This window comes from Hydrogenophaga taeniospiralis, assembly GCF_020510445.1.
Classification (GTDB): Bacteria; Pseudomonadota; Gammaproteobacteria; order Burkholderiales; family Burkholderiaceae_C; genus Hydrogenophaga.
The window spans coordinates 223022-245507 of record NZ_JAHBAG010000001.1 but is presented as its reverse complement, the minus strand read 5'-3'; the positions used below and the strand labels follow the sequence as shown (position 1 = coordinate 245507).

The window sequence follows — 22486 nt, the reverse complement described above, 5'->3', positions numbered from 1 at the left end:
TGATACGGCTGGAGGCAAAACACTGAAAGGAAATCACCATGCGTCACGGACACGGACTACGTAAACTCAACCGCACCAGCGAGCACCGCCTCGCCATGCTGCGCAACATGATGAACTCGCTGCTCACGCACGAAGTCATCAAGACCACGGTGCCCAAGGCCAAAGAGCTGCGCCGCGTCGTGGAACCCATGATCACCCTGGCCAAGGTCGCGACCGTGGCAAACCGCCGTCTGGCTTTTGACCGCCTGCGCGACCGTGATGTGGTCGTCAAGCTCTTCAACGAACTGGGCCCGCGCTTCGCAGCCCGCCCGGGTGGCTATACCCGCATCCTGAAGATGGGCTACCGCGTGGGCGACAATGCACCCATGGCGCTGGTCGAACTGGTGGATCGTGCAGAAGATGCCGCTCCGGCGGCCGACGACGCGAAAGCGTGATAGAATACAAGGCTTGACGCGGAGTGGAGCAGCCTGGTAGCTCGTTGGGCTCATAACCCAAAGGTCGCAAGTTCAAATCTTGCCTCCGCAACCAATCCAATCAAGCCCCTGGCTTGTCATTGAAGCCCACGGTAACGTGGGCTTTTTTGTTTGTGGGCTGCAGAAGTCGTGGGCTCCAACGGGGCGCCTTGTTGGTGGTTAGAGGGGCCAATCCCACAGGCCCTCTGCCGGGCGCATCGGTAGCGACCTGATCGAGCGCTCGTCAGACCTTCGTCAGTCGCCTCGACATCCGCTCTGGCAGTCGGCGTTCGACAAACAGCTCCCCCACTTCTTTGAGGCTGAGGTACCGGCCAGTCTTGCCTTGTTTGCCCATCACCTTCAGCAGGATAGGCCATTCGCCGTCCATCAGCTTTCTGTCGATGCTGCGCCGGTTGCCGGCCGCGCGCTCAAAGTTGGCGTCCATCATGCGCTGCAGTTCCTCCAGATCGAGCCCGGGTTCGGTGCGACCATCGACATTGGTTTTCTCGCTCGCAAATTCCGCAAGCCGTGCGAGCTCTTTCGCGCTGACCTTGGCCGTCGCATCCAGAATGCGTGAACCGGCGCCCTTCTTGTCCAAGGGACCATTCCTCAGTTCGTTCAAGCGCAGGCCACCAAAACCGTTGCGCGCCATTTGCAGTGGCGTGAGTCCGTTCGCCAGCAGCGCGATCGCCCGGATCGCCGCGGCAGGGAGCGCTGGTTGTCCATCGCCTGCGTTCGCCACCTCGGCAATGGTGCTGGTGACCGTCCCGAGGCTGGCCACGTCGTCGGCCAGCAGGCCCTGGGCGACCAGCGCCCTCAGGAAGGGACAGGGGTTGTTGGGGGACACCTGTGGCGAGCGGGGGCTGGACGGCATGTCTTTTCCTTGGTGTGGGAAACGGGTGGGGATGTCGTTGCTCAGACCATGCGCTGCGTCGGAGGCCGATGTGGCGTGCGGGTCAGGTCAGGCCGAACCGGTCGGCCCGCGCCTGTTCCCAGTAGGTGGTGAACACCGCGTGCTGCCCTTCGGAACCCTGCAGCAGGGCTCCGGGCTGGGTGATGGGCAACAGGTTGGCGAGCAGGCGCACTTCGTTTTCGTTGACGCGGCGCACGATGTGTTGCGCCGTGATGTCGCCCGGGTGCTGCAAGCCGGCCGCCTGCACCAGTTCCTGCAGCGCCTTCAGGGTCTGCTGATGGAAGTTGAACACCCGTGTGGCCTTGTCGGGCACCACCAGCGCCTGCTGGCGCACCGGGTCCTGCGTGGAGACACCGGTGGGGCACTGGCCGGTGTGGCAGGACTGGGCCTGGATGCAGCCCAGGGCGAACATGAAGCCGCGTGCGCTGTTGCACCAGTCGGCACCGATGGCCAGGCAGCGTGCGATGTCGAAGGCGCTCACCACCTTGCCTGAGGCGCCGATTTTGATGCGGTCGCGCAGGTTCACGCCCACCAGCGTGTTGTGCACCAGGCGCAGGCCTTCCTGCAGCGGCGCCCCCACGTGGTCGGTGAACTCCAGTGGTGCGGCCCCGGTGCCGCCCTCGGCGCCGTCGACCACGATGAAGTCGGGCGTGATGCCGGTCTCCAGCATGGCCTTGACGATGGCAAACCATTCCCAGGGGTGGCCGATGCAGAGCTTGAAACCGGTCGGTTTTCCGCCCGAGAGCTCGCGCAACCGCGCGACGAATTGCATCAGCTCCATGGGGGTCGAGAACGCGCTGTGCGCGGCGGGCGAAACACAGTCCACGCCGATCGGCACGCCGCGCGCGGCGGCGATCTCGGGCGTCACCTTGGCGCCCGGCAGCACGCCACCATGGCCCGGTTTGGCGCCCTGGCTGAGCTTGATCTCGATCATCCGGACCTGGGCATCGAGTGCGTTGGCCTTGAACTTGTCCTCGCTGAACAACCCGTCGTCGCCTCGGCAGCCGAAGTAGCCCGAGCCGATCTCCCAGATCAGGTCGCCGCCGTTGAGCCGGTGCCAGGCCGAGATGGAGCCTTCGCCCGTGTCGTGCGCGAAGCCGCCCCGCTTGGCGCCCGCGTTGAGCGCCTGGATGGCGTTGGCCGACAGCGCGCCGAAGCTCATGGCCGAGATGTTGAACACGCTGGCCGCGTAGGGCTGGGTGCAGGCAGGGCCGCCAATGGTGACGCGAAAATCGTGCGAGTCCAGCGCGGTGGGCGCGAGCGAGTGGTTGAGCCACTCGTGCCCGACGGCCCGCATGTCGCGCTGGGTGCCGAACGGGCGTTTGTCGGTCTCGCCCTTGGCGCGCGCGTAGGCCAGGCTGCGCTGGCTGCGCGAAAACGGCGTGGCCTCGGTGTCGCTCTCCAGAAAATACTGGCGGATCTCGGGCCGGATCTTTTCCAGCATGAAGCGGAAGTGGCCGATGACCGGGTAGTTGCGCAGCACCGAGCTTTTGGTCTGGCGCAGGTCCCAGAACCCCAGCACCGAGAGCCCCGTGGACAACACGAAAACCAGTGCCCCGACCCCAAAGCCCACCAGCGTGAACAGACTGAGCAGCGCGCACAGAACGCACAGGGCGAACGCGGTGTAGCGCACCGGATAAATGGCGTTGAGGCGTTCGAGCATGGGTTCCTTGGGGGCTTACACTGCCCAGCATCATAAAACCCGCTGCCGTTTTCCCCCATGAACACCGATACCACGCCCGTCCCCATGGACAACGACGATTTTGATGCGCTCGACGCCATCCTGGACGACCTGCGCACGCGCGGCGAGGACGTGCCGCAGTGGGAGTTCTGCGAAGGTGCCATGGCCGCGCTGCTGTGCACGCGCCGCCTGATCCTGCCCAGCGAGTATTTTCCCGTGCTGCTCGGCACCGGCAACAGCGCGCCGGGCGTGCCCGGCAGCGATCCCGAAGACACCCATTTCGCGGACGACGCGCAGTTCGCGCGTTTCATGGAGCTGTGGACACGGCGCTGGAACGAGGTCGCCACGGCGCTGGGCGCCCCGGTCGAGACACTCGAAGACGAACGCAGCTACCACCCCGAGGTGATGGACGTGCGCGGCGCGGTGGCCAGCCTGTCCGAGGAAGCACGCGCCGAAATGGGCGATCAGGCCTTGCCCGCGTTCGGCCAGGTCTGGGCCCTGGGCTTCATGTTCGTGGTGGAAAGCTGGCCCGAAGAATGGGCCGCCCCGCGCGACAAGGAAGCGGCCGGCTGGCTCAACGACGCGCTCGACGCCATCGTGGCGCTGACCGAGGACGACACCGATCCGCCCACGGTCTGCATGCACAGCGAAGACGGTGCGCCCAGCGTGAGCGACGAGCGCTTGAACGCGTTTGGCGCGGCCATCTGGGCGGTGTACGACCTGCGCCAGCTCTGGCAGAGCCTGGGGCCGCGCATCGCGTCCGCGCGCAAGGCCGATACCCCGGGGCGCAACGACCCCTGCTGGTGTGGCAGCGGCAAAAAATACAAGAAGTGCCACGGCATGGGTGAATAGTCCCCCGAGCGGCGGCGCTGCACGCATGGCCGCCGTCTCCCGCTCGGGCCGACTCCTTCCTTCGACGAGTCCAGAACAAGCCCTCCAGGGGCGCCGATCAGGCCATCAGCTCGAACGGGCCGCCCTGCTCGATGGCGCGCTGGTAGGCGGGTCGAGCGTGGATGCGGCGCAGCCAGTCCATCAGCTGGGGACGGCTCTCGTCCAGCCCCGCGCGCGCGGCCGCGGCCTCCACCGGAAAGCTCATCTGTACGTCGGCCGCGCTGAACGAGCGCCCGGCGAACCAGGGTGAACTGGCCAGCTCGGCCTCCAGGAAATCCAGGTGCTGCGTGAGGTTGGGGGTGATGAAGCGGCGCTTGACCGTGGCCGATATCGCCTTGGCCACCGGGCGCACCAGCAGTGGCGCCTTCTCCACCTGGTCGAACACCAGCTTGAGCAGCAGGGGCGGCATGAGCGAGCCCTCCGCGTAGTGCAGCCAGTAGCGGTAGCGCTGAAACGCGGGCGTGCCCGCCTCGGGCGCGAGGCGGCCCTCGCCATAAGTCTCCACCAGGTACTCGATGATGGCGCCCGACTCCGCCAGCGTGGCCCGGCCGTCGGTCACGACCGGCGATTTGCCCAGCGGGTGCACCTTGCGCAGCGAGGGGGGCGCCAGCATGGTCTCGGGGTCGCGCTCGTAGCGCTGGATCTCGTAGGGCGCGCCCAGTTCTTCGAGCAGCCAGAGCACGCGCTGCGAGCGCGAGTTGTTCAGGTGGTGGACGGTGAGCATCGGATTTCCTTGGGTGAGAGGGGCAACGGCGCTCAGCTTAGCGCCTGCGGCAAGGCCCGCGCGAGGAAGTCCCACACGGCGCGGATGCGCGGGTTGCTGCGGATCTCGCGGTGCACCGCCAGCCACACGGGCAGCGGCGGTATGGGCAGCATGGGCAGGAGCGGCACCAGGTCCGGGTTCTGGCGGGCCACGTAGCGGGCCAGAAAACCCACGCCCAGCCCCGCGTCCACTGCCGCCTGGTAGGCGTTGAGGTCGTCGGTGCGCACCGCGAAGCGTTCGCGCTCGATCGGGTAGCCCATGCGGGCGAAGCCCTGCACGATGTCGGTGTTGCGGTCGTAGCCGACCAGGTCGTGGGTCAGCAGGTCCTCGGGCACCCGTGGCGTGCCGCACCGGCGCAGGTAGTCCCGGTGCGCATAGGCGCCGATGGCGACCTGCCCGACACGCCTGGTCACCAGCGAACCCTGGTCGGGTCGCACCATGCGCAGCGCGATGTCGGCCTCGCGTTGCAGCAGGTTGCTCACCGCGTTGCTCGACACCAGCTCGATCTGGATGTCGGGCAGCGCCTGGCGCATCTGCAGCAGCACCGGCGGCAACAGCACGCAGGTGACGGGCTGGCTGGCGCTGATGCGCACCGAGCCCCGCGGGTCGGCCTGCGCGCCCGAGGCCTGGCGCGCGAGCTGGTCGGCCGCGACCGACATGGCGCGTGCCGCGTCGGCCAGCCGCAGCGCGTGGGCGGTGGGCAGCAGGCCGCGGCCGGTGCGCTCGAACAGCACCACACCCAGCTGCGTTTCGAGCTCCCCGATGTGGCGGCCCACCGTGGGCTGGCTGGTGGCCAGGGCGCGCGCGGCCGCCATCAGGCTGCCGTGGTCGAGCGCTGCCAGAAACGAGCGGATCAAGGTCCAGTTGAAGTCTCCGGTATGCATATGTGTATGTCTGGTGTTCGGTTTCGGGCCATTGTGTATGGGGGTGGATGTTTCCACAATCGGTCCCATGGTGCCGGTGGTCGGTGCCCCATGGAGTCCTCTCATGCACGATCTGCCTTCTTCACACGCCGCCGAGACGGTGCTGATCCTCGGTGGCCGTGGCCGCTTCGGCCTGGCCGCGGCCCAGGCGTTTGCGCGCGGCGGCTGGCGCGTGCTGGCCCAGATGCGGCCTGGCGCCATGGCCCCCGAGGTGCCCGGCGTCAGGTGGCTGGCGCAGGCGCTGGACACCCCGGAGGCGGTCGAGGCGCTGGTCGCGCAGGTGCGTCGCGGCGGCGGCGCCTCGGTGGTGGTGCATGCGCTCAACCCCAACCACTACACGCGCCAGGCCTGGGCGCGCGAAGCCTGGCCGCTGCTGCGGTCCGGCATGGCGGTGGCGCAGGCGCTGGGGGCCACGATCATGCTGCCCGGCAATGTGTACAACCATGGCGAGGCCATGCCGGCCGTGCTGCTTGAAGACTCCCCGCAGCGTCCCAGCATGGCCATGGGCCGCATCCGCACCGACATGGAAGCGCGGCTGGAGCAGGCCACCCGCCAGGGCCAGTTGCGCGCGGTGATCGTGCGCGCCGGCAACTTCTATGGCCAGGGGCGCGGCACCTGGCTCGACCTGGCCATGCTCACCGGCCTGCGGCGCGGCAAGCTGGTGTTCCCCGGGCCTCTGGACGTGCGCACGCCTTGGGCCTACCTGCCCGACCTGGCCCGAACGTTCGTGGCGGTGGCCGGCGTGCGCGCGGCAATGGCACCGTTCGAATCGCTGCATTTCAGTGGCCACGACCTCTCGGGTCAGGACTGGGTCGATGCCCTGCAGCCGCTGGCCCGGCAGCAGGGCTGGTTGCGCGAGGGCGCGCCGCTGCGCGTGGGTGGCATGCCGTGGCCCTTGCTCTCCCTGCTGGGGCCCCTGGTGCCGAGCTGGGGCACGCTGGTGGCGCTGCGTTACCTCTGGAACCGGCCGTACCGGCTGGACAACCGCCGCCTGCTGGCGCTGATCGGCAGCGAACCCCACACGCCTTGGCCGCAGGCGTTGGCGCACACCCTGCAGGATTTGCGCATGCTGCCCGCGGTCGCCGAGCCCCGGGTGCACACTGTGTCCACGCCGGCCTGATGCCTCGCGACCGCCCACCCACAGGAGCCCGCCATGCAACGCCGACTTTTCTTGCGCATCGCCGGTGGCGGCGTGGTGGTGGCCGCCACCGCGGGCGGCCTGGCGGCCTGCAGCAGCGCATTGCCGCCCGAGGCCATCGCCGCCTGGCAGGGGCCGGGCAACGAGCCCGACCCGCGCCGCTGGGTGCTGGCCCACGCCATCCTGGCGCCGCATTCGCACAACCTGCAGTCCTGGCTGGTGGACCTGCGCGAGCCGGACGCGATCACCTTGTTCATCGACCGCAGCCGCCTGCTGCCCGAGACCGATCCGTTCTCGCGCCAGATGATGATGAGCCAGGGCACTTTCCTGGAACTGCTGGATCTGGCCGCGCGCCAGCGCGGTCTGCGTGCCGAGATCACGCTGTTCCCGCAGGGCGCCTTCGGCCCGCAGGCGCTGGACGCTCGACCCACGGCCCACATCCGATTGCGGCCCGACGCCTCGTTGCAGCCCGACCCGCTGTTTGCGGCGGTGTTCCAGCGCCACACCAACCGCGAAGCCTACGAGGCGCGCGAGCCCGACCCGGCGGCGCTGCAGGCTATCGCCGCCAGCCTCGCGCCCCATGCGGTGCGCGCCGGGTTCGTGGGGGCGGCGCAGGCCGAGGCGCTGGCGCAGCACCGCCGCATTGCCATGGAGGCCTGGCGCATCGAGCTGGAAACGCCGCGCACCATGCTCGAATCGCTGCGGGTGCTGCGCATCGGGCCGAAGGAGATCGCCGAGCACCGCGATGGCCTCTCGCTCAACGATCCGCTGGTGCGCGCGCTGAGCGCCGTGGGCCTGTTCGACCGCAGCCGGGCACCGGCGCCGGGGGACGCCGCCACCACACGCCAGATCGAGGACTTCAACGCGAAGATCGCCGCGACCCCGGCGTTTTTCTGGATGCTGACCCAGGGCAATGACCGCGCGACGCAGGTGAACGCGGGCCGTGCCTACGTGCGTGCGCAGCTCGCCGCCACGGCCGCGGGCCTGTCCATGCACCCTTTGCAGCAGGCCCTGCAGGAATACCCCGAGCAGGCCGGGTCCTATGCGGCGATCCACCGCCTGCTGGATGCCTCTTCATCGGGCCAGACGGTGCAGATGTGGACGCGCCTGGGCTACGCGCCAGCGGTCGGGCCGGCGCCGCGGCGCGGGCTGGACGCGCACATCCTCCCGACCTGAGCGTTCAGAGCCGCATGAACCCGGCGAGGGCCGCGGCGGTCTCGGTGGGCAGCTCTTCGGGAATGAAATGGCCCGCCGGCAGAGCCTGCCCGCTGACGCTCGCCGCGCAGCGCGCCTGCCAGAGCGCCAGCGGATCAAAAAAGCGCTGCACCACGCCCTTGGCGCCCCAGAGCACCAGGGTGTCGCAGGCGATCTGTTCACCGCGCTCGCGGCCCAGCCGGTCGTGTTCCAGGTCGATGTCGGCGCTGGCGCGGTAGTCCTCGCAGGCGCTGTGGATGGCCTCAGGCCGGCAGAAGCAGCGTTCGTATTCGGCCAGCGCCTCGGGCTCGATGTGACCCAGGCCACCCGCGCCCCAGCCGCCGAGCTTGGCGTGCAGGTACGCCAGCGCTGCGCCGCCGATCATGGCCTCGGGCAGGGGAGCGGGCTGGATCAGGTGGAACCAGTGGTCGTAGGCGCGGGCGAAATCCATGTCGGTGCGGGCGTACATGTCGAGCGTAGGCGCGATGTCGATCACGCCGAGCTTGAGCACGCGTTGCGGAAAGTCCAGCGCCAGCCGGTGCGCCACGCGGCCGCCGCGGTCGTGGCCGCAGAGGAAAAACCGGTCCACACCCAGCGCGTCAAGTGCCGCCACCACGTCGCTGGCCATGGCGCGCTTGCTGGCCTGTTCGTGGCGCGGCGCGTCCGCCGGCGCGGGTGAGTCGCCGTAGCCGCGCAGGTCCGGCATGACGAGCCGGTAGGCGCCGCGCAGCCGCTGGGCCACGCGCTGCCACATCACGTGCGTCTGCGGAAAACCGTGCAGCAGCACCAGCACCGGGCCCAGCGCCTGGCCACCCACGCGCAGCGTGACATGGCGGGGAGCGCCGGCCGTGCCCAGCCGAATCTCGCGCCGCTCGAATCCGTCAAACCAGGGTGTGTCGGTCATGGGGTCTCCGTGGGGTATCAGGGCAACAGCTCGAAGTGGGCGCTGGCGCAGGTCTGGCCGTTGACCAGCAGATCGATGCGGTGACTGCCCGGGTAAAGCGTGCGCGTGGTCACCGGGCGCAGGCTGTGGCGCTTCTCCAGGCTGCGCGCTTCGCCCGGGCCCAGCGCCAGCTTCCAGCCCTTGAACACCTTGGGGCTGGTGCCGCCGTTGGCGCGCACGTGGTGCACCGCGTAGTCCACCACCAGCGGCTGGGTCGTGCGCGCCGTGGAGCGCAGCGTGACGTGCAGCCCGATGTCTTCCCCCACCGCCGCGTGGTCGGTGGACAGGCTCAGGCCGGCCTCGCCCTGCAGACCCAGCCCGAGGCCCCAGGCGGCCAGCGTGGGCGGGTGGCCCTGCTTGATCAGGCCGCGGCTGGCGTGGCGCAGCAGGGCCGTGCGGTCCGGCGTGGCGCCGCGCAGGTGCTCGCCGACCCAGCGGGCCACCAGCTCGGGGTGGTCCTTGGCGATGTCGTTCAGGTGGTTGGCCACGCTGCGGCGCACATAGGCGCTGGCATCGTCCTGCAGCACACGCAGCAGCGGCAGGGTGGGCGCGGGGTCGGCCACCAGGGCTTGCAGCCGCAGGCCCCAGGGCAGGCGCGGGCGCGAACCCTCGCTCACCAGCCGGCGCACATGCGCACTCGGGTCGTGCGCCCACTGCGCCAGGGTGGGCAGCACCACGCCGGGGTGTTGCTGGATCAGTGGGCGGATCGCGAACTCGGCCGAGAAACGCTGGGTGAGCGCGTGCAGGCAGGCCAGCGCGCGCGGCACCTCGCCGTTCACGCCGCGCCGCGCCACGAACTCGCCCATGGACCAGACCACCCAGCCGGCCAGACCCTCATCCCGTCGGTCGGCCGCCAAGGCGATGGGCTCGCCCTGCGCGTCCAGCGGCAGCGGCGGCGCCAGGCTGGCTTCCATCACCTCGCAGGCGGCGGCAAAGTCGCCCGGCAGGGTGGCCTCCAGCGCGTCGGCCAGCTGCATGGCGCGCGCCTTGAACTCCAGCGCTTCCAGCCCGTCGCCGGCCTGCTGTTCGAAGCGCTGGCGCTGAAACCCGGGCCACACCCGCTGCAGGTGGGCGCCCGCGTGCGCCACGGTGCGGGGGTTGATGAGGTTCTTGAACGGTTCGGCCATGTCTGAGGGCGCTCCCGTCAGCGCAGGCGGAGCAGCAGCCCGGCCAGCGCGTGCCGCACCGTGGCCTGGCGCACGGCGGCGCGGTCGCCGTCGAAGCGCTGGTGTTCGGTGAACACGCCCTCGGGCGTGGCCCAGCCGAACCACACCGTGCCCACCGGTTTGTCGGCGCTGCCACCGGTGGGGCCGGCAATGCCGGTGACCGCCACCGACCAGTGCGCGTGGGCGTTGACCACCGCCCCGGTGGCCATGGCGCGCGCCACCGCCTCGCTCACCGCGCCGTGTTCTTCGATCAGCGCGGCGGACACGCCCAGCAGCTCGGACTTGGCGGCGTTGGAATAGGTGACGAAGCCGCGCTCGAACCAGTCGCTCGATCCACTGAGCTCGGTGCAGGCGCTGGCGATCAGGCCGCCGGTGCAGCTCTCGGCCGTGGCCAGGAACTGGCCGCGCGCCTTGAGTTCGGTGGCCAGTTGTTCAACCAGTGTGGCGGTGGGCGGCAGGTTCATGGCGGTCATGGTTGTGAGTGAGGGGGATCGGTCAAGAACACCGCGAAACGGGCTTTGCCAGGCCGCAGGTGTTGCCCCTTGAGGGGCGGAGCGGCTACGCGCAGCGAGCCAGCGACGGGGGTGGGCTCAATACCTCCAGGCGGCGATCACGAGCAGGGTGCAGCCGGCCGCGGCGAAGTCGTCGAGCAGGATGCCGAAACCACCGCGCGGGCCAAAGCCCTTGAAACGCCGGTCGGCCCAGGCCATGGGCCCGATCTTCACCGCGTCGAACAGGCGGAACAGCACGAAGGCGTAGAGCTGGCCCCAGATGCTGGTGGGCGAGACCAGCCACAGCACCAGCCAGAAGGCCAGGATCTCATCGACCACGATGTGACCCGAGTCGGCCATGCGCATGTGCCGCGCCGTGACCGTGCAGGCCCACCAGCCCACCAGCGTGCCCACGCCGATCAGCAGCGCCCAGCCCAGGTCGGGCAGCCGGGGCTGCAGCAGCAGGAAGACCACCCAGGCCCAGAGCGTGCCCGCCGTGCCCGGGGCGAAACGGGGCAGGCCCGAACCCGCGCCGAGCGCAATGAAATGGGCCGGGTGGGCGACCAGAAAGGCCCAGGTCGGGCGAAGCATGGGCGCTGCGCTGGCGGCAAAACGGTCGGACGGATCGGGGGTGTCAACCATGGTGGATCGATTATGAGGCGGTGTGAAACGGTGCAGCCCGTGCCCGCCCAGAACGCTTTGGTCCTGGCTTTGCCAGGCCGCATCGCGTTGCCCCCTGAAGGGGGTCGCGCGCAGCGCGGCGGGGGTGCTTCATCTCACTTGAAGTGGTCGAAGCCGCGCGCACGCAGCGCCACCGGCTGGCCGGCGGCGTCCAGCCAGCGCAGGCCCGGTTCGGCGCTGATGCGGCCCACGCGGTGCACGGGGGTCTGGCTGGTGCGGGCGGCGGCCTCGATGGCGGCGCGCGCGCCGGGCGGGGCGCTGAACAACAGCTCGTAGTCGTCGCCGCCGTTGAGCAGGCAGTCCAGCCGCTGGGCTTCGGGCAGGGCCCGCAGGTCGGGCGCCAGCGGCAGTTCGGCCAGTGCCAGCTCGGCGCCCACGCCGCTGGCCTGCAGCACATGGCCCAGATCGCCGGCCAGGCCGTCGCTCAGGTCGATCGCCGCGTGCGCCAGGCCCGCAAGCGCCTGGCCCAGCGCGAGGCGGGGCACCGGGCGCTCCAGCCGTGTGCGCAACCGGGGCAGGGCGTCTGGCGGGGTGTGCGCGCTGGCCCAGCCGGTGCCCAGCAGCAGTTCCAGCGCCAGCCGCGCTTCGCCGGTGCGCCCGCTCAGGTAGAGGTCGTCGCCGGCCCGGGCGGCGTCGCGCCGCAGCGCCTGGTCGGGGCGCACCTCACCGAGCACCGTGATGCAGATGTTGAGCGGGCCGCGCGTGGTGTCGCCGCCCACCAGGGGGCAGGCGTGCGCGTCGGCCAGCGCGAACAGGCCCCGGGCGAAGGCGTTGAGCCAGGCGTCGTCGGCCGCGGGCAGGGCCAGCGCCAGCGTGAAGCCCAGCGGCCGCGCGCCCATGGCGGCGAGATCGCTCAGGTTGACCGCAAGTGCTTTGTGGCCCAGCGCTTCGGGCGCCACGTCGGGAAAAAAGTGCCGGCCCTCGACCAGCATGTCGGTGGACACGGCGAGCTGGTGGCCGGGTGCCGGCTGCAGCAGCGCGCAGTCGTCGCCGATGCCCCGTGCCACGTTGCCGGGCAGCGCCACGCCGGGGCGCTGGAAATGCCGGCGGATGAGTTCGAATTCACCCATGGCTGCGTTGGGCGTCGGCATCGATGGCCGAGACCGGGCCATCGGGGTTGAGGGGCGCGTTCTCGGCTTCGTCCTCGGGCAGATGCCGTGGGGGCCACAGGAAGCTCAGGGGCGCGCGCCGGATGCGGTGGCGGATCGACGCGCGGATGCGCACGCGGTTCACCTCGCTGATGTTCTGCGCGCGCAGCGCCAGCTGGAAGGCGAGGTAGAAGCTCACGGCCAGGTTGATCGGCCCGACCACCAGCACACCGGCCACCGCCCACCAGAAGCCCGGCTCCCGCAGCACGCCCAGGCCCAGCGAGGCCGTCGCCGCGGCCACCTGGCCGGCCGAAAGCGTGACGTGGCGCACGTCCAGACCCAGGCCGAAAAACGCGGCGAACGCGGGCACCAGGCCGAGCATGAAACCGAGCGAGATGTTGGCCGCCAGGCCCGAGATGTTCTGCCGCAGAAAGCTGGCCCAGCGTGCCGCGCGCGCCGGGCCGAGCAGCCGCGTGAAGCGCGGGTTGTGCCGCACGGCCGAGTCCAGCTTGTGGAACACGAACCAGTTTTCCACCCAGCCGGCCACGATGCTGGAGGCGAACAGCAGCACTCCCGTGAGCGCGGCAAACAGCAGGGTGGGGCCCAGCAGGTGCAGGTCGTGCAGCACGTGCCGGGCCTGGTCGGCGTCGATCATGGGCGCGCCGGTGACGAACCGCAGCGCCAGGCTGAGCAGCAGCACCACTGGGATCACCAGGCCGACGTTGCCCGCGATGGCGGCGATCTGGGAGCGGAACAGGTTGGCCACCTCGTCCACGAAGCGGCGCACGGCGCCGGGCTGGCGGATGTCCCGGAGCTTGGCCACCATGGCCGGCGCGGTCACGGCGGGCTGTTTGGTGGCCACCGTGAGGTGCAGCAACTGGATCAGCACAAAAAAGAACGCGTAGTTGAGCCCGGCGGCAAAGCCGGCCCAGAACGCCGACAGCCCCAGCGCGTAGAGCGAGAACTTGACCCAGGTCGTCAGGCCCAGCACCGCGCCGCCGCCCGCGGCCTTGCCCAGCATCTGGCGGTATTCGGCCGCGTCGCGCGTGATGTAGTACTCGCCGCTTTCGGCGCTGCGCTCGGCCACCTTCGCCGCCGTCAGGTGCGAGCTGCTGGCGATCAGCGCGCGGATGCTGCGGTTGTCCTGGCTCATCTGCGCCAGATCGGCCAGCAGCGCCACCGTGGCACGCTCGGGCTGGCTGGACTGCAGGCAGTCCAGCAGCTGTTTGACGCGCACGATGCGCTCGCGCAGCTGGCGCAGCCGGAACACGATGCCCACCGACACGCCGTGGGTTTCGAGGTGCGAGTACACCGTGTAGGCGGCGTGGCGGCAGGCGTCGAGCTGGGCGCGCAGCAGCGCGGCCGCCTCCAGTGCCTGGGCGCTGTGGGGCCCATGCCGCTGCACCGCCTGGCGCATCACCTCGAAGGACGACGGCAGTTCGTGGAACGGGCGCGAGACCTGGGCCTCGGCGGACATGCGGACCCGGATTTCCGAGGCAAACCCGGTGGCGCTGACCTGGCTCACGCAGAACACCAGCGCGTCCATGAGGGCGGTTTGCCAGAAGCTGGCGGGCGAGCTCGCGGCGCTCTCGGCCGCTGCCAGCGCCGGTGCGGCGGTGGGGAGGGCGTCCGGTGGTGCGATCAGCAGGGCGTGCAGCCGCTGCAGCGTGGCGCTGTCCAGCGCCTTGAGCCAGCGCACGTCGAAACGGCTGGGCAGCAGCAGGCCGAACAGCTCGGCCAGATCGGTGGTCTCGGGCGTGCCGGGCAGGATCTTGCGGCGCAGCCGGTGGCCGAACTCGCTGAGGAAGGCGGTGCGGGGCGCGAAACCGTAGTCGGCCAGCAGCGGCGTGGCGTCCACGCTGCCGGTGAAAACCCGCCACCAGTCGTGCCAGCGCGCCAGCCATTCGGGGCGCGTCTGCACGGTGTCCAGCAGCAGGCGCACGCGCGCCACGCTGGCCTGGGGGTCTTGGGCCTCGCCACGCACCCAGCGCAGCAGCTCGATCAGCCACAGGTGGCGTTGCGCCATCGGGGCCAGCGCATCCAGCGCGTCCAGCAGGGCGGGCAGGTCCATGCCTCGGTTCGGGAGGGGGAGCACGCCGCGCGCGCGGGCCAGCCGGCTCAATGCAGGACGCGCGCGGGGCCGTCGCCCGCGCCGGAGGCGTCGGCCTGGAGCGCGAACTCGGGCACCGGGGCCTCGAACCGTTCGCCGTCTTCCGCCACGCAGAAATAGCTGCCGCGCATGCTGCCCGAGGGCGTGCTCAGCCGCGTGCCGCTGGTGTACTGGAAGGACTCGCCGGGGCGCAGCAGCGGCTGGTTGCCCACCACGCCCAGGCCCTTGACCTCTTCGGTGTGGCCCTGCGCGTCGTCGATGATCCAGTGGCGCGCGATCAGCTGCGCCGTCACATCACCGGTGTTGGTGATGGTGATGGTGTAGGCGAAGGCGTACAGGTCCTCCTCGGGCGCGGATTGCTCGCTGAGGTACTGGGGCTCGACCTCGCAGGTGAACTGGTATTTCGACATGAGCGGCATGTTACCGCGCCAGGGCGGCGCCTGCCGGGCCTGCGAAAATGCGGTGAATTGCCTTTCTTCACCCTTCCGCCGCCCTCCCCATGCCCACCCCCTACCGCATCGCCCCGTCCATCCTGGCCGCCGACTTCGCCCGTCTGGGCGAGGAAGTGAAAAACGTCATCGCCGCCGGCGCCGACTGGATCCATTTCGACGTCATGGACAACCACTACGTGCCCAACCTGACCTTCGGGCCCATGATCTGCCAGGCGCTGAAACCGCACGCCAAGGCGCCCGACGGCACGCCGGTGCCGATCGACGTGCACCTGATGATCCAGCCGGTGGACGCGCTCGCGGGCGCCTTCATCGACGCCGGGGCCGACCTGGTGAGCTTCCACCCCGACGCGAGCGCCCACGTGCACCGCAGCGTGCAGGCCATCAAGGCCCGGGGCTGCAAGGCCGGCCTCACCTTCAACCCGGCCGAGCCGCTGGACGTGCTGGACTGGACCATCGACGACATCGACCTGATCCTGATCATGAGTGTCAACCCCGGCTTCGGTGGTCAGAGCTTCATCGACTCGGCCCTGCGCAAGATCGAGGCCGCGCGCAAGCGCATCGAAGCCAGCGGGCGGGACATCCGGCTGGAGGTGGACGGCGGCATCAAGGCCGACAACATCCGCCGCGTGGCCGACGCGGGCGCCGACACCTTCGTGGCCGGCAGCGCGATCTTCGGCAAGCCCGACTACAAGGCCGTGATCGACCAGATGCGTGTGGCGCTGAAATAAGCCCCCGCGTCGCTTCGCGTCACCCCCTGGGGGCGATGCCTGTGGCCCGGCGAAGTCGGTTCCACGGCATCCTGGGTTTGGACACTTTCTCCGGAGAAGTCTCTTGAAATTTTCCGACATCCGGTCGGTCATCGTCGATCTGGACGGCACGATGGTGGACACGCTGGGCGACTTCGTGGTCGCGCTCAACCACACACTGGACGACCTGCGCCTGCCGCCGGTGGCGCGCGACCTGGTCGAGCGCACGGTGGGCAAGGGCTCGGAGCACCTGGTGCGCACGGTGCTGGCGCACCAGCTGGCCCTGCCCGAGGTCATCGCTTCCGACGCGGTGGCCCTGAGCTGGCCGCGCGACCAGGTGGACGAGCTGGCGCTGCAGCGCTACCAGCACCACTACCTGTTCGTCAACGGCCAACACGCGGACGTGTACCCCGGTGTCGAGGAGGGCCTGCAGCGCCTGCGGGCGTCCGGGCGGGCGCTGGCCTGCCTGACCAACAAACCGCTGGCCTTCGCGCAGGCGCTGCTGGAGCTCAAAGGCCTGGCGGGCTACTTCTCCCAGGTGTTTGGCGGCGACAGCTTCGAGCGCAAGAAACCCGACCCGCTGCCGCTGCTGAAGACCTGTGAGGCCCTGGGAAGCACCCCGGCGCAGACCCTGATGGTGGGCGATTCGCAGAACGACGGCATCGCCGCACGCGCTGCGGGCTGCCCGGTGGCCCTGGTGACCTACGGCTACAACCATGGCGACCCCATCGCCGAGGCGCCGCACGATCTGCTGGTGGATTCGCTGACCGAGCTGCTGGACTGAGCGCGACCCGCGCAGCGGCGGGCCTGCGATCCGCCGCCGGGCCGTTCCCGAGGCGGATCAGCCCCCTCGGGGGGCAGCGACCCGCGCAGCGGCGGAGCGTGGGGGCAAGGGCCGTCCTCTATTTCTTCTTGCCCAGCAGCGCGTCCTTGAGCTGCCAGTCCGCCGGCTTGGGGCCGAGCCAGATGCGCATCAGCGCGTTGAAGAACTCAGGCTCCTTGAAGGGTTCGCCCTCGACCTTGCCCTTGATGGTGAGCACCGTGCCGGTGCCCGGAATCCAGTCCAGCACGAAAGTCTCGCCTTCCTTGAGCTTCTTGTGGTCGCTGAACACCTGGCTCATGCGCATCACGCCGGGAATCAGCTTGGAAAAGGCGCTGCGCTCCATGTTGTCTTCCATGCCGCGAGAGAACAGCTTGCCGAGCTCGGTCGAATCGATTTCGCGCAGCATGGTGATGGTCATGCGCTTGGGGCCGGGCGCTGCCAGCACTTCATCGGGCGTGCTCGCTTTCTGGCTCAGGTACAGCCCGGCGGTGTAGACCTTGAACACAGCCTTGTAGCGCACGCCAGCGCCGTTGAGCTGCAGCGAGCTGCCCGCCAGACTCACCCGGTCTTCCAGCGTGACGCCGCTGAGTTCGACCGTGGCCGCCTCGGCCTGCAGCGTCCCCAGACAGAGACACAGCCCCAACAACGGGCCGGCCACGGAACGCACGATGCGGCGAGAGGGGTGTTTCATGGCGAGGGCTTCCACACGGAGGGTGTTGAAAAAAGAACGACCGTTCTAAAAAGCATTTTCATCACCCCCATGGCCGAACGCAACAGGGTTTCACCGGAGAACCCGGGGACGGGCCGCATTTGCCCGGCCGGGAGCTGAACAGCTTTGCTACACTTTGGCCCCATGTTCAACACACGCACATCCCTCACGGGCAATCTGCCGAGCCGCAAGGGCCGGGGAGCCTGGCCCTGGCGCAAGCCAGCGTAAACGTGCACCTCCCCCCCGGGGTGCGCGGGTCCCGGTCCGGCCTTTCGGCCCCCCGCCTGCGCCACCCCACTCCCCGAACCCGGCAGGCCTGCTGACCGGGCGCCTCAAAAACACGGTTCCATTCGCTGCGACGCAGCAGGGGGCCGATGGAGTGTCTGAACATGATCACCGAACTCGAATTCAAGAGCCTCGCGCAACAGGGCTACAACCGCATCCCGCTCATGGTCGAGGCCTTCGCGGACCTCGAAACCCCGCTCTCGCTGTACCTCAAACTGGCGCACGGTCGGGGCGATGGCCAACACAGCTTCCTGCTCGAATCCGTCGTCGGCGGCGAGCGCTTCGGCCGCTACAGCTTCATCGGCTTGCCCGCGCGCACGCTGTTGCGTGCCAGCGGTTTCGGCGCTGAGGCCAAAACCGAGGTGGTGCGCGACGGCACCGTGGTCGAGACGAACCACGGCAATCCGCTCGATTTCATCGCGGCCTACCAGCAGCGCTTCAAGGTGGCGCTGCGCCCGGGCCTGCCGCGTTTCTGTGGCGGCCTGGCCGGCTACTTCGGCTACGACGCGGTGCGCTACATCGAAAAGAAGCTGGAAAACACCTGCCCGCCCGACACCCTGGGCTGCCCAGACATCCTGCTGTTGCAGTGCGAGGAACTGGCCGTCATCGACAACCTCTCGGGCAAGCTCTATCTGATCGTCTACGCCGACCCGGCCGCCCCCGAGGCCTACGCCAACGCCAAGAAGCGTGTGCGCGAACTGAAAGAGGCGCTGAAATATTCGGTGAGCGCACCCGTCGTCAAACCCAGCCAGGGCCATCCGGCCGAGCGCGATTTCGCCAAGGCCGACTACATCGCCGCGGTGGAGCGCGCCAAGGAACTGATCGCCGGCGGCGACTTCATGCAGGTGCAGGTGGGCCAGCGCATCAGGAAGCGCTACACCGAGTCGCCGCTCTCGCTCTACCGCGCGCTGCGTTCGCTCAACCCGTCGCCGTACATGTACTACTACCACTTTGGCGACTTCCACGTGGTGGGGGCCTCGCCGGAGATCCTGGTGCGGCAGGAGCAGGTGGACGAGGGCCAGAAGGTCATCATCCGGCCGCTCGCCGGCACCCGACCACGCGGCGCCACGCCCGAGAAAGACAAGGCCACTGAGATCGAGCTGGTGAACGACCCGAAGGAGCGCGCCGAGCACGTGATGCTGATCGATCTCGCGCGCAACGACATCGGCCGCATCGCCAAGATCGGCTCGGTGAAAGTGACCGAAGCCTTCGCGGTGGAGCGTTACAGCCACGTGATGCACATCGTGAGCAACGTCGAAGGCACGCTGGTGGACGGTATGACCAACATGGACGTGCTCAAGGCCACCTTCCCGGCCGGCACGCTGACCGGCGCGCCCAAGGTGCACGCCATGGAGCTGATCGACCAGTTGGAGCCCACCAAGCGCGGCCTCTACGGCGGCGCCTGTGGCTACCTCAGCTACGCCGGCGACATGGACGTGGCCATCGCCATCCGCACCGGCATCATCAAGAACCAGACACTCTACGTGCAGGCCGCCGCCGGTGTCGTGGCCGATTCCATTCCCGAGATGGAGTGGAGGGAAACCGAACACAAGGCCCGTGCGCTGCTGCGTGCGGCGGAACTGGTGGAAGAAGGCCTGGAGTGAACACCATGAGCAAACCTATTCAACTCCTGATGGTCGACAACTACGACTCCTTCACCTACAACATCGTGCAGTACTTCGGTGAACTCGGCGCCGACGTGACCGTGGTGCGCAACGATGAGATCACGGTCGACGAGATCCAGCGCCGTGTGGACGCGGGGCAGGTCAACCGCCTCGTGATCTCGCCCGGCCCCTGCTCGCCGGCCGAAGCCGGCATCTCGGTGGCAGCGATCCAGCACTTCGCCGGCAAGCTGCCCATCCTCGGCGTGTGCCTGGGCCACCAGAGCATCGGCGCGGCCTTTGGCGGCAAGATCATCCGGGCACAGGAGCTGATGCACGGCAAGACCAGCGTCATCACCACCACGCAGGAAGGTGTGTTCGCGAACCTGCCGGAGCGGTTCATCGTCAACCGCTACCACTCGCTGGCGATTGAGCGCGAGAGCTGCCCCGACTGCCTGAGGGTCACGGCCTGGACACCGGACGGCGAGATCATGGGCGTGAAGCACAAGACCCTGGCCATCGAAGGCGTGCAGTTCCACCCGGAGAGCATCCTCACCGAGCATGGACACGCCATGCTCAAGAACTTTTTAGAGCAAGCATGAAAATCGTTGATCTCAGAAGCGACACCGTCACGCAACCGACCGCCGCCATGCGCGCGGCCATGATGGCCGCCCCGTTGGGCGACGACGTGTTCGGTGACGACCCGACGGTCAACGCGCTGCAGGAGCGCATCGCGGCCCTCACCGGCAAGGAAGCCGCGCTCTTCATGCCCTCGGGCACGCAGAGCAACCTCTGCGGCATCCTGGCGCACTGTGGCCGGGGTGACGAATACATCGTGGGCCAACTGGCCCACACCTACCGCTACGAGGGCGGCGGTGCCGCGGTCTTCGGCAGCGTGCAGCCGCAGCCGCTGACGCAGGATCCGCAGGGCCGCATGGCGTTGGCCGACATCGCTGCCGCCATCAAGCCGGACGACCCGCATTTCGCGCGCACCCGCCTGCTGTGTCTGGAAAATACCTGGAACGGCCATGTGATGCCCGACGACTACCTGCAGGGGGCGACGCAGCTGGCGCGCGCGCACGGGCTGGCCACGCATCTGGACGGCGCGCGGGTGTTCAACGCTTCCGTCGCCTCGGCCGCGACGGGGCAGGGCGCCTTCGATCGCCTGCGCGAGATCGCCGATCAGTTCGACAGCCTCTCGGTCTGCTTCAGCAAGGGCCTGGGTGCACCGGTGGGCTCCGCGCTGTGTGGTTCGCAGGCGCTGATCCAGAGCGCCCGCCGCATCCGCAAGATGGCCGGCGGCGGCCTGCGTCAGGCCGGGCTGCTGGCCGCCTGCGCCTTGCACGCGCTGGACCACCATGTGGACCGGCTCGCCGACGACCACGCCAACGCCCGCAGACTGGCCGATGGCCTGCGCGGGATCGACGGCCTGACGGTGAAGTCGGCCCAGACCAACATCGTCTTTGTCGACGTGGCCGATGGCCGTGGCCCGGCGCTGCTGGATTTTCTGAAAGCGAACGGCGTGCTCGCCACCGGTCTGATCGGCCTGCGTTTCGTGACCCACCTGGACGTGGACGCGGCTGGCATCGATCACACCATCGCCACGGTGCGTCGCTTCTTTGCCGAGGCGCCTGCAGGTGAGGCGAGCGCCTCTCGCTCCGGCCCTTACTGACCTCCCTCCGCAGGAGAGCACCATGCCCGACACTTCGCAACTCCTGCTGTTCATCGCTGCGGGTTGGCTGCTCAACCTCACGCCCGGCCCCGATGTGCTGTACGTCGTCACGCACTCGCTGCGCAGCGGGGCGCGTGCGGGCATCGTGGCCGGACTCGGTATCACGGCGGGCTGTTTCGTTCACATCGTTGCGGCGGCCTTGGGCGTGGGCGCCTTGTTGGCGGCATCGGCCACGGCCTTCAACCTGCTCAAGTGGGCCGGTGCGGCGTATCTGCTGTATGTGGGCGTGAAGCTGCTGCACTCGCGGGCGAGCGGCGGCCCACTGGACGCCGATACCCTGACGGGTGCGCCGCTGGTGTCCGTCGATCTGCGACGCGTGTTCAGCGGGGGCTTCTGGACCAACGTGCTCAACCCCAAAGTGGCCATCTTTTTCCTGGCCTTCGTGCCGCAGTTCATCGCCCCCAACGTCGAGCACACGACCTGGGTGTTTCTGGCGCTGGGCACGCTGTTCAATGTCAACGCCATTCCCGTCAACATCGGCTGGGCGCTGGCTGCCGCCTGGATGGCCCGTCGCGCCCGCGCTGTTCGGCGCACCATGCACTGGCTGGACCGCGCCGCGGGTGTCATGTTCGTCGGCTTTGGCCTCAAACTGGCCATGTCGGACAATCCTTCTCGCTAAGTTCTGGAGACACCCATGCCCCACAGCCACAAGATCACCCCGCAGGAGGCCCTGCAGCGCACCATCGAGCATCGCGAAATCTTCCACGACGAGATGCTGCACCTGATGCGCCTGATCATGAGCGGTGAGATGTCGCCGGTCATGATGGCCGCGCTCATCACCGGCCTGCGCGTGAAGAAGGAGACCATCGGCGAGATCACCGCGGCCGCGCAGGTGATGCGCGAGTTCTCCACCAAGGTGAACGTGGCCGACAAGACGCACCTGGTGGACATCGTGGGCACCGGCGGCGACGGCTCGCACACCTTCAACATCTCCACCTGCTCCATGTTCGTGGCCGCGGCCGCGGGCGCCAAGGTCAGCAAGCACGGTGGGCGCAGCGTGTCCAGCAAGAGCGGCAGCGCCGATGTGCTGGAGAGCCTGGGCGTCAACATCAACCTGCCGCCCGATGCCATCGCGCGCTGTATTGAGGAGGTGGGCGTGGGTTTCATGTTCGCGCCCAACCACCATCCGGCCATGAAGAACGTGGCGCCGGTGCGCCGCGAGCTGGGCATCAAGACCATCTTCAACATCCTCGGGCCGCTCACCAACCCCGCCTCGGCGCCGAACATTCTCATGGGCGTGTTCCACCCCGATCTGGTGGGCATCCAGGTGCGTGCGTTGCAGCGCCTGGGCGCCGACCATGCCGTGGTGGTCTATGGCCGCGATGGCATGGACGAGGTCTCGCTGGGCGCCGCCACCATGGTGGGGGAGCTGAAGAACGGCGAGATCACCGAATACGAAATCCACCCCGAGGACTTTGGCCTCACCATGGCGAGCAGCCGCGCGCTGCGCGTGGAGACGCCCGAAGACTCCAAGGCCATGCTGCTGGGCGTGCTGGACCGCCGCGATGAGCCTGCGCTCAAGGCGGCGCGCGACATCGTGGCGCTCAACGCCGGCGCGGCGCTGTACGCTGCCAACGTCTGCGACGACATGGGGCAGGGCATTGCCCTGGCACGGCGCACCATCGAATCGGGCGCCGCGGCCGCCAAGCTGGCCGAGTTGCAGGCCTTCACCCAGACCGCGACCGCCGGCACCGGCCCCTGAAG

The 22486-nt window shown here is 69.0% G+C and carries 23 protein-coding genes and 1 tRNA gene; 12 read left to right on the top strand and 12 right to left on the bottom strand.

Annotated features, from left to right (window positions below):
- Positions 1-38 precede the first annotated feature (38 nt).
- Positions 39-434, top strand: coding sequence for a 50S ribosomal protein L17 (rplQ, locus tag KIH07_RS01095; RefSeq protein ID WP_177137295.1), 396 nt, complete (start codon positions 39-41; stop codon positions 432-434).
- 17 nt (positions 435-451) lie between these two features.
- Positions 452-528 (top strand) — tRNA-Met (locus tag KIH07_RS01090).
- A gap of 168 nt (positions 529-696) precedes the next feature.
- On the opposite strand, the gene KIH07_RS01085 is transcribed toward KIH07_RS01090, so the two are convergent.
- A complete protein-coding gene (locus KIH07_RS01085; RefSeq protein WP_226490198.1) occupies positions 697-1326 on the bottom strand; it encodes a hypothetical protein in 630 nt (209 codons plus the stop codon).
- An 82-nt stretch (positions 1327-1408) separates the two neighbouring features.
- Positions 1409-3028, bottom strand: coding sequence for an FMN-binding glutamate synthase family protein (locus tag KIH07_RS01080; protein WP_226490197.1), 1620 nt, complete (start codon positions 3026-3028; stop codon positions 1409-1411).
- Between the two features lie 57 nt (positions 3029-3085).
- On the opposite strand from KIH07_RS01080, the gene KIH07_RS01075 reads away from it, so the two are divergent.
- Positions 3086-3898: a UPF0149 family protein gene (locus tag KIH07_RS01075; RefSeq protein WP_226490196.1), complete on the top strand. Its 813-nt coding sequence runs from the start codon at positions 3086-3088 to the stop codon at positions 3896-3898.
- Positions 3899-3995: 97 nt separating this feature from the next.
- On the opposite strand, the gene KIH07_RS01070 is transcribed toward KIH07_RS01075, so the two are convergent.
- Complete coding sequence (locus KIH07_RS01070; protein WP_226490195.1) at positions 3996-4661, bottom strand: glutathione S-transferase; 666 nt, start codon at positions 4659-4661, stop codon at positions 3996-3998.
- Positions 4662-4693: 32 nt separating this feature from the next.
- On the bottom strand, positions 4694-5584 hold the full coding sequence (locus tag KIH07_RS01065; RefSeq protein WP_226490194.1) for a LysR family transcriptional regulator: 891 nt from the start codon (positions 5582-5584) through the stop codon (positions 4694-4696).
- Between the two features lie 103 nt (positions 5585-5687).
- Between KIH07_RS01065 and KIH07_RS01060 the strand changes: the two genes are divergently transcribed.
- Positions 5688-6743, top strand: a complete 1056-nt coding sequence (locus KIH07_RS01060; protein WP_226490193.1) for an NAD-dependent epimerase/dehydratase family protein — start codon at positions 5688-5690, stop codon at positions 6741-6743.
- 33 nt (positions 6744-6776) lie between these two features.
- Positions 6777-7937: an Acg family FMN-binding oxidoreductase gene (locus KIH07_RS01055; protein ID WP_226490192.1), complete on the top strand. Its 1161-nt coding sequence runs from the start codon at positions 6777-6779 to the stop codon at positions 7935-7937.
- A gap of 4 nt (positions 7938-7941) precedes the next feature.
- On the opposite strand, the gene KIH07_RS01050 is transcribed toward KIH07_RS01055, so the two are convergent.
- The 7 genes from KIH07_RS01050 to apaG all read right to left on the bottom strand — a co-directional run bounded on the left by KIH07_RS01050 (position 7942) and on the right by apaG (position 14844).
- A complete protein-coding gene (locus tag KIH07_RS01050; RefSeq protein WP_226490191.1) occupies positions 7942-8859 on the bottom strand; it encodes an alpha/beta fold hydrolase in 918 nt (305 codons plus the stop codon).
- 17 nt (positions 8860-8876) lie between these two features.
- On the bottom strand, positions 8877-10025 hold the full coding sequence (locus KIH07_RS01045; RefSeq protein ID WP_226490190.1) for a DNA alkylation repair protein: 1149 nt from the start codon (positions 10023-10025) through the stop codon (positions 8877-8879).
- A 17-nt stretch (positions 10026-10042) separates the two neighbouring features.
- Positions 10043-10528 carry a CinA family protein gene (locus KIH07_RS01040; protein WP_226494603.1) on the bottom strand — a complete coding sequence of 162 codons (486 nt, stop codon included), beginning with the start codon at positions 10526-10528 and terminating at the stop codon, positions 10043-10045.
- A 126-nt stretch (positions 10529-10654) separates the two neighbouring features.
- Positions 10655-11197: a phosphatidylglycerophosphatase A gene (locus tag KIH07_RS01035; RefSeq protein WP_413465686.1), complete on the bottom strand. Its 543-nt coding sequence runs from the start codon at positions 11195-11197 to the stop codon at positions 10655-10657.
- Between the two features lie 134 nt (positions 11198-11331).
- Positions 11332-12306 carry a thiamine-phosphate kinase gene (gene thiL / locus KIH07_RS01030; RefSeq protein WP_226490189.1) on the bottom strand — a complete coding sequence of 325 codons (975 nt, stop codon included), beginning with the start codon at positions 12304-12306 and terminating at the stop codon, positions 11332-11334.
- Entirely contained in the window at positions 12299-14395 is a 2097-nt protein-coding gene (locus KIH07_RS01025; RefSeq protein ID WP_226490188.1) for a site-specific recombinase, read from the bottom strand. Before KIH07_RS01025 ends, thiL begins: the two co-directional genes overlap by 8 nt.
- A 47-nt stretch (positions 14396-14442) precedes the next feature.
- Entirely contained in the window at positions 14443-14844 is a 402-nt protein-coding gene (gene apaG / locus KIH07_RS01020; RefSeq protein ID WP_226494601.1) for a Co2+/Mg2+ efflux protein ApaG, read from the bottom strand.
- An 89-nt stretch (positions 14845-14933) separates the two neighbouring features.
- On the opposite strand from apaG, the gene rpe reads away from it, so the two are divergent.
- Both rpe and gph read left to right on the top strand, forming a co-directional pair.
- Positions 14934-15614: a ribulose-phosphate 3-epimerase gene (rpe, locus tag KIH07_RS01015; RefSeq protein WP_226490187.1), complete on the top strand. Its 681-nt coding sequence runs from the start codon at positions 14934-14936 to the stop codon at positions 15612-15614.
- A 151-nt stretch (positions 15615-15765) separates the two neighbouring features.
- Positions 15766-16416, top strand: a complete 651-nt coding sequence (gph, locus tag KIH07_RS01010; protein ID WP_413465796.1) for a phosphoglycolate phosphatase — start codon at positions 15766-15768, stop codon at positions 16414-16416.
- Positions 16417-16534: 118 nt separating this feature from the next.
- On the opposite strand, the gene KIH07_RS01005 is transcribed toward gph, so the two are convergent.
- Positions 16535-17146, bottom strand: a complete 612-nt coding sequence (locus tag KIH07_RS01005) for a chalcone isomerase family protein (RefSeq protein WP_226490185.1) — start codon at positions 17144-17146, stop codon at positions 16535-16537.
- A 407-nt stretch (positions 17147-17553) separates the two neighbouring features.
- Between KIH07_RS01005 and trpE the strand changes: the two genes are divergently transcribed.
- Genes trpE through trpD form a run of 5 tightly spaced genes read left to right on the top strand, consistent with a single transcriptional unit; the run spans position 17554 to position 22484 of the window.
- Positions 17554-19053, top strand: a complete 1500-nt coding sequence (gene trpE / locus KIH07_RS01000; protein ID WP_226490184.1) for an anthranilate synthase component I — start codon at positions 17554-17556, stop codon at positions 19051-19053.
- Positions 19054-19058: 5 nt separating this feature from the next.
- Positions 19059-19652, top strand: coding sequence for an anthranilate synthase component II (locus KIH07_RS00995; RefSeq protein ID WP_226490183.1), 594 nt, complete (start codon positions 19059-19061; stop codon positions 19650-19652).
- Positions 19649-20722, top strand: a complete 1074-nt coding sequence (ltaE, locus tag KIH07_RS00990) for a low-specificity L-threonine aldolase (protein WP_226490182.1) — start codon at positions 19649-19651, stop codon at positions 20720-20722. Before KIH07_RS00995 ends, ltaE begins: the two co-directional genes overlap by 4 nt.
- 22 nt (positions 20723-20744) lie before the next feature.
- Positions 20745-21401 carry a LysE family translocator gene (locus KIH07_RS00985; protein ID WP_226490181.1) on the top strand — a complete coding sequence of 219 codons (657 nt, stop codon included), beginning with the start codon at positions 20745-20747 and terminating at the stop codon, positions 21399-21401.
- 15 nt (positions 21402-21416) lie between these two features.
- Complete coding sequence (gene trpD / locus KIH07_RS00980; RefSeq protein WP_226490180.1) at positions 21417-22484, top strand: anthranilate phosphoribosyltransferase; 1068 nt, start codon at positions 21417-21419, stop codon at positions 22482-22484.
- Positions 22485-22486: the final 2 nt, after the last annotated feature.